This is a genomic window from Acinetobacter venetianus RAG-1 = CIP 110063, from assembly GCF_000368585.1.
Lineage (GTDB): Bacteria > Pseudomonadota > Gammaproteobacteria > Pseudomonadales > Moraxellaceae > Acinetobacter > Acinetobacter venetianus.
Genome location: NZ_KB849558.1, coordinates 1,342,621 through 1,357,035, shown reverse-complemented (window position 1 = coordinate 1,357,035; position 14,415 = coordinate 1,342,621). Strand labels below are relative to the sequence as shown.

General features: G+C 37.0%; 12 protein-coding genes and 1 tRNA gene. 9 read left to right on the top strand and 4 right to left on the bottom strand.

Annotated elements, in window-relative coordinates; genetic code table 11:
* Window positions 1-18: 18 nt before the first annotated feature.
* From efp to F959_RS11880, 7 genes are all read left to right on the top strand, one after another.
* The gene (gene efp / locus F959_RS11910; protein ID WP_004652839.1) at window positions 19-588 is read left to right on the top strand and encodes an elongation factor P; all 570 of its coding nucleotides are present in this window, start codon (window positions 19-21) and stop codon (window positions 586-588) included.
* A gap of 179 nt (window positions 589-767) precedes the next feature.
* Window positions 768-2,870, top strand: a complete 2,103-nt coding sequence (locus F959_RS11905; protein ID WP_004880493.1) for a carbon starvation CstA family protein — start codon at window positions 768-770, stop codon at window positions 2,868-2,870.
* A 2-nt stretch (window positions 2,871-2,872) separates the two neighbouring features.
* On the top strand, window positions 2,873-3,175 hold the full coding sequence (locus F959_RS11900) for a YbdD/YjiX family protein (RefSeq protein ID WP_004880492.1): 303 nt from the start codon (window positions 2,873-2,875) through the stop codon (window positions 3,173-3,175).
* Window positions 3,176-3,254: 79 nt separating this feature from the next.
* Entirely contained in the window at window positions 3,255-4,214 is a 960-nt protein-coding gene (locus tag F959_RS11895) for an AAA family ATPase (RefSeq protein WP_004880491.1), read from the top strand.
* A 14-nt stretch (window positions 4,215-4,228) separates the two neighbouring features.
* Complete coding sequence (locus F959_RS11890) at window positions 4,229-5,146, top strand: DUF58 domain-containing protein (protein WP_004880488.1); 918 nt, start codon at window positions 4,229-4,231, stop codon at window positions 5,144-5,146.
* Between the two features lie 2 nt (window positions 5,147-5,148).
* On the top strand, window positions 5,149-7,137 hold the full coding sequence (locus F959_RS11885) for a transglutaminase TgpA family protein (RefSeq protein WP_004880486.1): 1,989 nt from the start codon (window positions 5,149-5,151) through the stop codon (window positions 7,135-7,137).
* Between the two features lie 35 nt (window positions 7,138-7,172).
* Window positions 7,173-7,249, top strand: a tRNA-Val gene (locus F959_RS11880).
* A 1,380-nt stretch (window positions 7,250-8,629) separates the two neighbouring features.
* Here F959_RS11880 and F959_RS11875 read toward each other — a convergent pair.
* The 3 genes from F959_RS11875 to F959_RS11865 all read right to left on the bottom strand — a co-directional run bounded on the left by F959_RS11875 (window position 8,630) and on the right by F959_RS11865 (window position 12,013).
* Window positions 8,630-9,313, bottom strand: a complete 684-nt coding sequence (locus F959_RS11875) for a pirin family protein (protein ID WP_004880483.1) — start codon at window positions 9,311-9,313, stop codon at window positions 8,630-8,632.
* 193 nt (window positions 9,314-9,506) lie between these two features.
* A complete protein-coding gene (gene argG, locus F959_RS11870) occupies window positions 9,507-10,850 on the bottom strand; it encodes an argininosuccinate synthase (RefSeq protein WP_004880480.1) in 1,344 nt (447 codons plus the stop codon).
* A 293-nt stretch (window positions 10,851-11,143) separates the two neighbouring features.
* Entirely contained in the window at window positions 11,144-12,013 is an 870-nt protein-coding gene (locus tag F959_RS11865) for an IS982 family transposase (protein WP_004880479.1), read from the bottom strand.
* Between the two features lie 39 nt (window positions 12,014-12,052).
* On the opposite strand from F959_RS11865, the gene F959_RS11860 reads away from it, so the two are divergent.
* Window positions 12,053-12,397, top strand: coding sequence for a hypothetical protein (locus F959_RS11860; RefSeq protein ID WP_017196792.1), 345 nt, complete (start codon window positions 12,053-12,055; stop codon window positions 12,395-12,397).
* A gap of 20 nt (window positions 12,398-12,417) precedes the next feature.
* Here the strand turns inward: F959_RS11860 and F959_RS11855 are convergent, their stop codons facing one another.
* A complete protein-coding gene (locus tag F959_RS11855; protein WP_004880474.1) occupies window positions 12,418-13,269 on the bottom strand; it encodes a LysR family transcriptional regulator in 852 nt (283 codons plus the stop codon).
* A 165-nt stretch (window positions 13,270-13,434) separates the two neighbouring features.
* On the opposite strand from F959_RS11855, the gene F959_RS11850 reads away from it, so the two are divergent.
* Window positions 13,435-14,352, top strand: a complete 918-nt coding sequence (locus tag F959_RS11850; RefSeq protein WP_004880472.1) for a DMT family transporter — start codon at window positions 13,435-13,437, stop codon at window positions 14,350-14,352.
* Window positions 14,353-14,415 lie beyond the last annotated feature (63 nt).

The following is a 14,415-nucleotide window of genomic DNA, read 5'->3' as shown; positions in this document are numbered from 1 at the left end:
GTTTGGAGTGCGCCTTTCATGGCCTATTATTCTACAAATGATTTTAAAGCAGGCCTTAAGGTTATGCTTGATGGCAACCCATGTTCAATCATGGAAAATGAATATGTAAAACCAGGTAAGGGTCAAGCGTTTAACCGTGTGAAATTACGTAACCTTCGTTCTGGTAAAGTATTAGAAAAAACATTTAAGTCAGGTGACTCTTTAGAAGCAGCTGATATTGTAGAAGTTGAAATGGATTACCTCTACAACGATGGTGAAATGTGGAACTTCATGGATCCTGTATCTTTTGAGCAAATCGCTGCTGACAAAACAGCAATGGGCGATGCTGCAAAATGGTTAAAAGACGATTCAAATGAAAAATGTACAATTATGTTATTCAATGGTGTGCCTTTAACAGTAAGCCCACCAAACTTCGTTGTACTTAAAATCGTTGAGACTGATCCAGGTGTTCGTGGTGATACTTCAGGCGGTGGCGGTAAGCCTGCGAAACTTGAAACAGGTGCTGTGGTACGTGTTCCATTATTCGTACAGCAAGAAGAAAGCGTTCGTGTAGACACTCGTACTGGTGACTATTTAGAGCGTGCATAATCGTTAAACACAAAGTATACGATTATCGAAGGGATGATGAAGAATCATCCCTTTTTTTATGCCAAAGTATTAGATAAATCATTTTTTATAACAGGTAAGCTAACAAAGATATTTCTTCTACAGAAAATATAGAAAGGGAAATCACAATAACCACAAGTTATGTATTTGAGAGGTTTTGAATGGAGACAACACAAGCAAAGTCAACACTTCCCTCAAAACTCCTATGGAGTTTGGTTGCCATTGTCGGGGCAATTTCATTTGGGATATTGGCTGTCAGTCGTGGTGAGCATGTGAATGCTGTTTGGCTCGTCCTCGCTGCAGTCTGTGTTTATAGCATTGCATATCGGTTCTATAGTTTATTTATTGCAAACAAAGTTTTTGAGTTAAACCCAAGACGTCTAACCCCCGCACATCGTTTAGCAGATGGCTTAGATTATGTTCCAACCAATAAATACGTATTATTTGGTCATCACTTTGCTGCAATTGCAGGCGCGGGTCCATTAGTTGGTCCTATTCTCGCCGCCCAGATGGGATATTTACCGGGAACAATTTGGTTGTTGGTAGGTGTGGTTATCGCGGGTGCTGTTCAAGATTTTCTTGTGCTGTTTATTTCGACCCGTCGAGATGGACGCTCTTTAGGTGAAATGGCAAAGCAGGAGCTTGGGACTTTTGCGGGTGTGATCGTGATGCTTGGTACATTAGGTGTCATGATTATTATTCTTGCTGTGCTTGCCTTGGTTGTTGTGAAAGCTTTAGCTCACAGTCCTTGGGGCGTATTTAGTATTGCGGCTACCATTCCGATTGCATTATTCATGGGTGTTTATATGCGTTATTTACGCCCAGGAAAAATTGCTGAGGTTTCAATTATCGGCTTTGTCTTGATGATGATGGCAATTGTATATGGCGGTGATGTTGCAAAAGATCCTTATTGGGGGCAGTTGTTTACCCTAAGTGGAACTGAATTGACATGGGCACTGATTATTTACGGTTTTATCGCATCAGTTTTACCTGTGTGGCTGCTACTTGCGCCGCGTGACTATTTATCTACTTTCCTCAAAATTGGTGTTATTGCTGGTTTGGCGGTTGGTATTATTTTTGCCATGCCTGAATTGAAAATGCCTGCGGTGACACAATTTGTTGATGGTACTGGTCCTGTATTTGCAGGAAGTTTATTTCCTTTCTTATTTATTACAATTGCTTGTGGTGCAATTTCTGGTTTCCATGCACTTGTTTCCTCTGGTACAACGCCTAAATTAGTCGATAACGAAGTGAATATTCGTATGATTGGCTATGGTGGCATGTTGATGGAATCATTTGTCGGTATTATGGCAATGATTTGTGCGACTGTACTTGATCCTGGTGTTTATTTTGCGATTAATACACCCGCTGCGATTTTAGGTACAAGTGTTGATACTGCTGCTGAAGCGGTTCGCAATTTAGGATTTGTTGTTAGTCCTGAAATGTTGACTGTCTTAGCGCAAGAAGTGGGTGAAAGTTCGATTTTATCTCGTGCTGGTGGCGCACCAACTTTTGCAATTGGTATGGCGCATATCATTTCTGAGATTTTTAATAATCGTTCAATGATGGCATTTTGGTATCACTTTGCAATTCTGTTCGAAGCGTTATTCATCCTCACTGCGGTAGATGCAGGAACACGTGCTTGTCGATTCATGGTGCAAGATACAGTTGGGATCGTCGTACCTGCGGTGAAACAATCTAGCTCATTTGTTGGTAATTTAATCGGTACTTTTGTTGCTGTTGCTGGTTGGGGCTTCTTTGTCTATCAAGGTGTTGTTGATCCGCTTGGTGGGATTAATTCATTGTGGCCACTATTCGGTATCGGTAACCAAATTCTAGCGTCAATGGCTTTGATTCTAGGTACAGTGATTTTGTTCAAAATGAAGAAAGAGAAGTATGTGTGGGTCACGATTGTTCCAACGATTTTCTTATTCATTACATCAATGACAGCGGGTTGGCAAAAGATTTTCCATGAAAATCCAAAAATTGGTTTCCTTGCGCAGGCAGATCGTTTTTCGAATGCGATTGCACGCGGTGAGGTACTTGCACCTGCTAAAACTGTTGCCGAAATGCAGACCATTGTGATGTCAAATCAGATCAATGCAGCTTTGTGTGCGTTCTTTATGATTGTTGCTGTTGTAATGGTAATTGCATCGATTGGAATTGTTCGCCGCGCATTGGCAAGCTCAACACCGACAGTGAATGAAGCGCCAGCGGTTTATTCTGATGTTCCAATGACTGCAAATAGCATCAAAGGAGAATAAGCATGGATTTCAAAATTGCTCGACAGGGTGGTGCGGTGATTGTAAAGATCATCAAATTTACTATCATGTCACAGAAACATTTGATTTTTTCACCTAGCAATTGGTCTCGGATTGCGATTTTGTGGCAACGTTTACAACAGAGCTTTCGGTTGATGGTTGGTGTACCAGATTATGAGACGTATCTAAAACATATGCAGACACATCATCCCGATCTGACACCGATGGATGCGAAGACGTTTTATCGTCACTGTATTGACGCGCGTTATCCATCTTCAGGTGGAAATATGAAGAAGTGTCCTTGCTAGAAATCTTTTGATTTCTTTGAAAAAAAAACAAAACAGTGTATGTTGAATCATGCACTGTTTTTATTTTGGGGAAAATATAATGTGGGGTACTGACAAAGCTACTGTTCAGGAAGAAAAATTAAAAAATCGAGAACTCGAACAAGATATTCAAAGCTTTAGCCCTAAAATCGAAAGGTTTTTAGTTGAGATTAATCAACTCATTTTAGATAAGCCCCAGCAGACAAAATTGGCATTAAGCTGTTTGTTGGCAGGTGGTCATGTATTGTTCGAAGATTTGCCGGGATTGGGTAAAACCACATTGGCCAGTGCCTTGGCTCGTCTAGCAGGTTTGCATTTCCAACGGATTCAATTTACCAATGATATGTTGGCGAGCGATGTCATCGGTATCAATATTTTTAATCAAAAAGAACATTTATTTGAATTTAAAAAAGGCCCTATTTTCACACAGATTCTGTTGGCAGATGAAATTAACCGCTGTAGTCCAAAAACGCAGAGTGCGTTATTAGAAGCAATGGAAGAAGGTGCTGTTACCGTTGATGCTGTGAACTATGAATTACCACAGCCTTTTTGGGTACTCGCAACACAAAACCCATTATTCCAAAGTGGAACCTATGCATTACCTGAATCTCAATTAGACCGATTTTTGATGCGGTTATCACTCGGCTATCCGTCACGCCAAGCAGAAAAACTGTTATTACAGCAAAACTCTCGTCAGTTTTTAATTCATCAGTTAGATGCTGTGTTTACCCAAGCAGATATTCTCCATTTAAGAGAGTTAGCAAAACAGGTTTATTTAAGTGATGCTGTGCTGAATTATATTTTAGATTTGGCGGCTGAAACCCGTAAACAAAGACATGGGCTTTCAACACGAGGTGTATTGGCGCTGAAAGCTGCAACTCAAGCTTATGCATTGGTTGAGGGGCGTGGATTTGTCACCAGTGATGATGTTCAATCTGTTTTTGTTGCTGTAGTTGCACACCGTTTGAGTCTAGGTGAAGTTGAAGCAAAACAGATTTTGCAGTCGGTTGAAGCCATGTAGTTGAGAGAAGGCACATGCAAAAAGGACTTAAGCAACAAGTTAGTCAATGGATTGCAAAGCGTTTTCAGGTGGATAGTGTTAAAACACTATTACAGAAAGATGTTTTAGTTTTTATTTACAAACAAGGTTTTCTCTATCTGATTCTGATTCTGATTACTTTTATCGCTGGAATTAACTACGCCAATAACTTGATTCTCGGTTTTTGCTTTTTACTCAGTGCGATTCTTTGTATTAGTTTTTATTTAACATTTAAACAATTACATGACTTAAAAATTGAAATTGTCATGCCTGAGGTTGGTCAGGTTAATCAGCCATCAATTATTAGGTTAATGTTAAAACAACAAGATAAGATCGTACGATATTTACGGATACAATCATCGCAACAAGAACATATGATCTATTTGAATCAAGTTCAACAAACTGTCGAACTTCCTGTTTTGCCTCAACAACGTGGCCTATATGAGTTTGGGGTGATCAAAGTCTATTCGACTTATCCTTTGGGTTTGGTCAGAGCTTGGACGTATTTATATCCTAAACAAAAAATATGGATTGCACCTAAAGCTCATGATTGGCAAAAAGAACATAAAAACCAGCCGACGTCAGCACATGATAGTTTGGATGAATTTAAAGAATTACGTGCTTTTCGACAGGGAGATTCCTACCAGAACGTGGCATGGAAACAAGTTGCTCGAGGACAAGGATTCTTTATTAAAATGTTTGAGGCACAAGCGAATCACCAGCATTTGGAAATTGATTATCAACAGATTCCAGCCCTAGGGCATGAGGAAAAATTGAGCTTTATGATGGGCTTGGTTGAGCAATGTGAGCAGCTGGGTGATGACTATGCATTAATTTTACCTCATGCACGATTAGAAAGTGGGCAAGGATATTCACAATTGATTCAAGCAAAACTTCTATTAGCGCAGGCTTAATCATGACGAAGCAAATTTATTTCTGTGTATTGTCTACCTTAGCGTTAGTATTACTTGGTCAAGTTGCTTTTGCTCCCATCACTTTGAGTGGGGTGTGGGGGCTTATTTGGCTGATTTTAGTCTGGAGATATAACAAGCAAGTCATTACTCCGTTCCCAAAACTGATATTGATTTTATTTAGTTTGTTATCATTGGGTCTGATTTATATCAATTATCAGACTTTATTGGGGGTTGAAGCAGGTGTGGCTTTTCTCAGCACTTGCTTATTTGCAAAAAGCCTTGAAGCTAAAAACACACGCGATCTTTTGATTGTCTTCAACTTTGCTTTATTTGTCAGTGCAAGTTTGCTACTGCATAGTCAAGCATTTTGGATGGCAGTCATTGTACTTTTAACATTCCTAATGTGCTTGCTGGGCTTATATCGAATACAAACAGCTGCATTTAGCCAAAGTCAATTATCTTCTGGACAGCTCAAGCAAGATCTAAAACAGATCGTTAAATTTGTTGGTATTGCAACGCCATTCTTTATTTTATTGTTTATCTTCTTTCCTCGATTGCCGCCGCTTTGGGCTATACCTATTCAAAAAGATCGAGCAACAACAGGAATCAGCGACACAATGTCACCAGGTGATATTGCACAATTGTCTCAATCATCGGCGTTAGCATTTCGTGTGATTGCAGATATGTATCAGTTCCCAACTCGGCAACAGTTGTATTGGCGTGCATTGGTATTAGACCAATATGATGGTCGTACTTGGACGAGTAGTTTTTTCAATCAGCAATTAAAGACAGCATCATCAGCATCTCGATATGTTGATTATAAATATCTGCCTGCAGATGAACAATCTAATTGGATTATGGGATTAGAGTATTCGATTCCGCAGGAACGATATTTACAGCTTTATCAAGATGATAGTATTCGTCCAAGTAAGTTGATTAAGCGTAATCAACCAATACAAATGCAATGGTTAGGACGGACAACATCTGAACCCATTGTATTGTCAACAAAACAATTTGAATTAAATACTCGATATGGAAAAACTCAGGACCCAGAGGCACAACAGTTAGCGCATCAACTTTTTGAGCAAAGTCAAAATCAACCTGAAGAATATATCCAAACTGTACTTAATTGGTATCGAAAAAATGGTTTTGTATATACCTTGACTCCCGGGACTTTAGGGGGGGATCGAATTGATCAATTTTTATTTTATAGCCGTAAGGGTTTTTGCGAGCACTATGCTTCAAGTTTTGTAATGTTGATGCGTTTTGTTGGCATCCCTGCTCGCGTTGTAACTGGTTATCAAGGGGGGCAGCTTGCGATCGACGGACAGAGTTGGGAGGTACGTCAACTTGATGCACATGCATGGAGCGAGGTTTATATCGATGGCAAATGGAAAAGAATTGATCCAACAGCCATGATTGCTCCGCAACGGATTGATACGGGTATGCAAGATTATCTCGCTCAGGATCAGATGGTTTGGGGAGATGAGAGAGCGCAAGGGTGGCGATTGCAACAGTTCAAATTTCTAAAAAATGTTCGGATTTGGAGTGATTATTTAAGTTATCAATGGCAGAGTAAGGTTGTTGGTTACGATGTGGAAAAGCAAAAGAATTGGTTATCTCGTTTAGGTTTAGATTCCACATATGGATATGTCATCATTCTAATCGTTGGTATTGGGGGTGTGCTATTGTTCTATATCGGTTTTTATTGGTGGAGACAACGCCAACAACTAGCAGTATACCAGCGTTTAATTTTTCAGTTTCAAAAACAGTTACCTACACCGTTGTATAAGCGCCAAGCTGAAACCTTCCAAACATGGATGCAACGTTTAATGAATTCTGTTGAAGATCATAAATCATTCGAGCAAGTAATTGTGTTATATAAAAAAATTGTTTTTATGGAGTGTGACAGTCCAAGTGATAAGCAATTGTTTAAGAAGTTGCTTAAAGACTGTGCGATTGAGATAAAACGATCTCAAAAAAACTTGTGAACCTTCTGAAAAATGAATATGATGCTTTACATTCTAGGTGTATAGCTCAGTTGGTTAGAGCGCTACGTTGACATCGTAGAGGTCTCCAGTTCGAGTCTGGATATACCTACCAAGATTAGCTGATAAATCAGCAACTTAAAAAACCGCCTTAATTGGCGGTTTTTTACGGAAGTTCCCTACGACTGAACTTTTTCTGAAATATTTTTACAAGATATACATTACTTCCATGACTGAATGTGCAAGATTCAACATTAGCAAGTAGATTTGTTTTGTCCTTTCAATTCATCAATAACAATTAATTTCTAATGCTTTATTTTTTTGATAAATTCTATGCATCTTTTCCTTAAGAAATCGAAAGTATAATCCTCTGTGTAATCTGGTTGATTATATATTAGAAGTAATGCAAGTTCAGATGCTATATTATATTTGTAACTACAACTATAATCATTATACTTTTTGTTTTCTCTTTAATTGTTTTCTCTTTAATTGTTTTCTCTTTAATTGTTTTCTCTTTAATTGTTTTCAACTTAGGAAGATAGAACTGATCAATTTTTTCATCTAGTAATTTTAAACGAGTGATAAATTCTTTTGGTTTAAGTTTTCGAAAATAAAGTAAATTTACTTTAGTTTGATAGTTGTGAAACTGATAGGGGTATTATAATTGTCAAAGGCATATACATTCGTATAAATAAAGAATAAAAGTAAAAAATTAAATTTTAACATATAAATTAATGTCTATATTCAGATATGATGTGGATAGTGAGTATAAATCAATATTGTAGTTAGTTTAAAAAATATTTCAAATAGACTATAGATATTAAAGTTTATTTATAGCTTTAATTTAAAATTAAAAATTTATGGATGGGATTGGTAGTGGGTTATTTTGATGTCATTAAATTTGTAATTTTTAAAGTAAGTTCTTTATTCCCTCTCTTTAAAAATATTGAGAATTAGCGAGATATTTTTTATATAGGTCTATATATTCTCTTGACCACTTTTAGAATTGGTGATAATTTAATCTATAAGGAAGTCATATACTATTTGGAATTTAAGAGATGTCTTGTCCAAATGAACAAAGATATGACAACCTGAATACACAGCTAACAACGAACGAAACGGTTTAAATCGTTTTTAAAAATGTTCAAGGTTGTAGAAAAGCCCGTTAATCGGGCTTTTTTAATGTTTATAGATTTTATTTTAAATTTTCAATATAAATTAAATGTTTAGAAAACTATCAAAAATGATATGGAGTGAGTGTGGTAGCTTTCATCGTTTTTGCTTTAATCTTTGGATTTACAATTTATATGATCAAGAAGGTGGGGAAAAGTTCAGATTCGGGTGCTTATGATTCATCTTCAAGCTATGATCACCATTCGTCCCATGGTTGCTCAAGTCGTGATAGTGGATCTGATTCTAGCGGATGCGATAGTGGTGGTGGGGATTAATCAAAAATGCTTCGCCACCATGATGATGACGAAGCATTTTGTTTGAGTTAAGGTAAGTCAAACCAGATCATTTGGCTGTCTTGTAATGCAGTAATTGTTGCAGTCTCATCAAACAGTAAAGCATCTCCTGCTTTTACTAAATGTTCCGCAATCATCACTTCACCTGAAATTACATGCACATAGTTTACTTTTTTCTGTGCTGTAATCTCTAAATGTTGATCTTTCTCAATCATTGCTGTTTTCACTTCGGCATTTTGACGAATCGACATTGGTGCAGATTCATCGCCAGCAATCAGGTGCCATTGATTAGGGTGATCTTTCGGGTTGAGCTGAATTTGCTGATAAGTTGGTTCAGCATCTTGTACATTAGGTTGAATCCAAATCTGTAATAGATGTACCGCTTTATCATGCTTGTTCATTTCACTATGAGTTACCCCTGTACCAGCACTCATCAACTGCCATTCACCTGCATTAATTTGCCCTTCATTTCCCATACTATCTTTATGAGAAATTGTGCCATCGAGTACACAGGTTAAAATTTCCATGTTGTCATGGGGATGAGTACCGAAACCATTGTGAGCAGCAACTGTATCGTCATTGATCACGCGGAGTGCACTTACACCCATATATTTGGGGTTGTACCAGCTACCAAATGAAAAGCTATGATAGGTGTCTAACCAACCTGCTTTGACATGCCCACGATTTTCACTACGATGTAGATAAGCATTCATCTTTCATCTCCCAATTATTATGTTTTGCTTGATCGTTATATTATCGATTCATAATGATGATAAATAGTCTTTAATTGCGACATATTGTTCTATAAATGAAATGATTAAATGTTTTGTGTTTTTTGAATGAAATAAAAAGGGCTGAATAAAATATTCAGCCCTTTTTAGTGAGATAAATTTAATTATCAATCACTTATTTTGTTTTATTTTCCAATTGAGGAATTGCAGAACCTTGACCAACTGCGAGCAAACCAGTTTCGGTATAAATACCGAGTTTTGCACGCGTATCCGTAATATCAAGGTTACGCATAGTTAACTGACCAATACGATCCATCGGTGTAAACATTGAGTCACCTTTCTCCATTGTTAAACGCTCAGCTTCATAAGTGAGGTTAGGAGATTCAGTGTTCATGATCGTATAGTCATTACCACGACGTAATTCTAGAGTCACAGTACCAGTGATTGCTTTAGCAACCCAACGCTGTGATGTTTCACGCAGCATCAGTGCTTGTGAATCGAACCAGCGACCTTGGTAAAGTAGGCGACCTAAACGTAAACCGTTGATACGGTATTGTTCAATCGTGTCTTCGTTATGAATACCGGTAACTAAACGCTCATATGCAATGTGCAATAAAGCCATACCTGGAGCTTCGTAGATACCGCGAGATTTAGCTTCGATAATACGGTTTTCGATTTGGTCAGACATACCAAGACCATGACGACCACCGATACGGTTAGCTTCTAAGATAAGCTCAACTGGGTCTTCAATACGTTGACCGTTTAATGCAACAGGGAAGCCTTCTTCAAATGTAATTGATACTTCTTCAGCAGCAATTTGTACATCATCTTTCCAGAACGCAACGCCCATGATTGGATCAACGATTTTGATACCTGCATTTAGGTATTCTAAATCTTTAGCTTCATGTGTAGCGCCCAACATGTTTGAGTCAGTTGAGTAAGCTTTTTCTTTTGACATTTTATAGTCAAAACCGTTGTCGATTAGGAATTGAGACATTTCCGCACGACCGCCTAGCTCATCAATAAACTGTTGGTCTAACCAAGGCTTATAGATTTTAAGAGCAGGGTTGGTCAATAAACCGTAACGATAGAAACGTTCAATATCGTTACCTTTATAAGTTGAACCATCACCCCAGATGTTTACATCATCTTCTTTCATCGCTGTTACAAGCATCGTACCTGTTACTGCGCGACCTAAAGGTGTTGTGTTGAAATAAGGAACACCACCTGTGCTGATATGGAATGCACCACATTGAATTGCAGCAATACCTTCAAGAGCAAGCTGTAAGCGGCAATCGATTAATCGAGCTTTGACTGCACCGTATTGCTCAGCTTTCTTTGGAATCGCATCATAGTCATCTTCATCAGGCTGACCCAAGTTTGCAGTATAAGCATAAGGCTCTGCGCCTTTTTGTTTCATCCACAATAGAGCTGCTGAAGTGTCTAAACCACCAGAGAAGGCAATCCCAACTTTTTTACCTACTGGTACATGCTGCAAGATCGTTGCATTATCAGTCATTGCTAGTCCTAACTATTTCGAAATAGGCACCCTAATTACTTCGGTGACCAAAGAGAATTTATTCGCTCAGTACTATATCACTTTTCAAAACGATTTTTTTTGTGTTCAGAGTGGAATTCTTGATTTTTAATTTGAAAAATAGATTAACATCAGAAAAATATAAAGTTTAACGATAAGTGAAGTTATCTGAATAAGATGATAAAAGGGTAGATAAAAGTGTTAAACCATCAAAATCAAATTCTTTCTACGTTGCATAAAATGGCAGCAATTGTTGTAATTAACCCGAATCCTGTTTAAGCTAATGATTCCATAATTTGAATTTTCGGCTTATTTCGATGGGTTAATTGATATGCGCATAACGATGCGTAAATCCCACTTAGAAATCCATGAATACTACGTGCCTTACTCGTCACTAAATTGTATTGGCCTTTCAATAAGCTGAATAACGTTTCTATTTTATTACGCTGTTTTAAGTGATATTCATCTGATGCACAGAGTTGAACAGACTGCATATTCTTTCGATGATAGGTAATCAAATCAATACCTTGACTTTTTAATCTGCTTTTTAATTCTTGGCTGATATAGCCACGATCCGCATAAAGCCTTGCTTCTAAGCCTACAAATAAATGCTCAACCATTTTTATGTCAGCCACATGTCCATTAGATAATGCAGAACATGCTATTTCACCCAATTGATTCATCGCGATATGTAATTTACAACCATAGAACCAGCCCATCGAACTTTTACCACGTGATGCAATTTTGGCTAATGATTTATGGCGTTGAATCCGTTGATTTTTACAGACAGGTAAAGTGGTTGAATCAACCCATAAATATTGGCTGCGTTGGCCTTTCATTAAGGCGACATGTAAAGCATGTAGTGCCAATTGATGCATATTGATGAGGTGAATCATCCGTTGGTAGCAGGGTAAATTTTTAAATAAATGATTTTTATCCTGTTTTAACCATGAAAAGAATGCTTTGAAATTGTTGATATGAGAACACTTATACCAAATGGCGATAAAATTGATTTCTGAAAGACTTAATTGGGCTGGTCGAATTCTTACAGAGTGACGACTTTGTTTGAGAAATTTCCAATAAGTTGCTTCAAATTTAAGAAAGAAATCATCGATTACGCAGAATAATTCGGTACTATTGAACATTAGGACTAGAGCTTTAGGTTAGGTGTGGTAACTCAACTGATGGCTCTAGTTCTTCTATTTTTCAAGTCAATTTCTTATCCGCGATTCGGGTTAATTACGCTTTTTATCTATAAAGCTGTTTATCGATTTTATGTGGATATTCCTCAATATTCTATTGGGAGTTTTCTGGGGGTATGTGCCTTAATTTTTGCTCATTTTATCTGTGCCAAAAGTGTGAAAACAGGGAGTACAAGCAGCCGCTTTGGATCAATCTTTATGACTGTATTTATGCTCAATAATTTTCCAATTGGAACTGTTATTGCAGTAATGATGCTGTTTTTTTCTTTATTTAAATGGGAAAAAGATTCAACTTTTAAATTACCAATTGAACTTCAAAAAAATTAAACCTTTCATTTAAAATTCGCTCAGAGCGAATCATTTAAGCCAATAAATTGTTTTTCAATTGGAGTAAAAACATGATCATTACGTGCGATGAGATATAAACCTATATCTCGATATTGTTCTGGAACTTCACGATAAAATTGAATGTTGTATTTTGAGATCAATGATTTAGCAATCATCGAGATTCCCATACCAAGTTGAGTAAAATGAATCAGTGCCTCATGATCATAGATATGTGTTAATTCACCTTTTGTTAAATTATAGTCTGTGTACAAATGATCAAGCGTTGTTGCATAACAACATTCTTCTGAAGCTAGCAAAATGTTTTGATGATTTAAACATTCTTCTAAATTTTCATAATTAATTATGTTTTTACCAATAATCACTAATTGATCATCAGCTTTTTGAATGTACTGTAAGCCCTTATGCTTTGGATGCCCTAGTGCATAAGCAATATCGAGATTGCCTTGCAAAATTTCTTCTTCAATATAGCCCGTTGAGCCTGTTTTCATTGTTAAGGATAGGTCGGGATAGGCTTCATAAAGTTGGCTAAAAGATGGATAGAAACGCATGCCACCCAAGCTCGTATTAGTACCAAAACGTAAGACACTTTCTTGTTGATAAATTTTATTTTCAGTTTCTTCCCATGTGAACATCATTTTTTTATATTGAGCATATAAATTCATGCCTGATTCAGTGAGTTCTACACCTTTGGGTTTACGAATAAAGAGCTGACGTTTGTAGTGATTTTCAATTTTTTTGATTTTAGCTGTCATATTTGACTGTAAATAGTTGAGCTTATTTGCCGCTGCAGTGATACTTTTTAGTTCAGCAACAGTGATAAATGATCTGATATCGTTAATATCAATATTCACATTCAATCCTCGATATTTATGTCTATGACTAAGCTAGGAATGCCTTTAAGGTATTTCTAGTTAGTTGGTATCAAAAAAAATGATGCATATATTAAAACATAGCATTATTCATGATGTCATTTGTTTTATACAATGATTTCACTTCCCATCTGTTGAGTACAGCAAGTGAATATTCGAGTGATGAGTGCAATCGCGCTATTATGTTTGGTTTGGGGATCTTTATGGGGACTTGTAAAACATAGTCTGCAAGTATTTCCACCATTTTTATTTATTTCTACACGGCTGATTTTGGCTGCAATCACCTTGATGGTTGTGCAGCGAGTCATTAAAAAATCAATCATGCCGAAACGAGAAGAATGGAAGCAGCTCATCATTTTAAGTGGCTTAATTTGCTTTGGTTTCTATGCAACTCAGACTTTTGCAATGCAATTTGTTGATTCAGGATTGTCGGCAGTTTTAGTATTTACGATGCCAATTTTTATTGGTGTTCTAGCGCATTATTTTCTAAATGAGAGATTAAATAAACAGAAAATACTTGGGCTTATTTTGGGTACGTTGGGATTAATCGCAATTCTTTGGCCTCAGCTACATGATTTACATATGAATGTTTCATTACTTGGACAAGTACTGCTTATAGGTTCTGGTTTCTTCTGGGCGATGTCGACAGTTTATATCAAAAAGAATTTTGCCAGTTATGACAAAATCAAATTGACCATTTGGCAGTTATTGTTGGGTGGGAGCATCATTTTGATTGGTGCACTTATGTTTGAGCCTATTGACGCACAAGTTTGGTTAAATCCATTCAATGAATCTGTGCTCTTTTATATTTCGGTGATTGGGACAGGATTTGCTTTTGTACTTTGGAATTGGATCGTCAGTCAGGTTGATACCTTTATCGCTTCAATATCAATCATGTGTATTCCAATTTTGAGCCTATTTTTTGGTTATTTGATTTGGCATGAGCCTTTGACATTCAATATTTTAATTGGTGCGGCATTTATCTGTTCAGGAATTGTGATGAGTTCTTTGAAAATAAAATCACAACGCCGTCACTTAGCGTATTCAAGTGGTGAACAACGTTAAGAGATTTAATTTTATCAATTAAAAACTTTAATAGACTTTTTTACTAGCATTCTTCAAAAGATA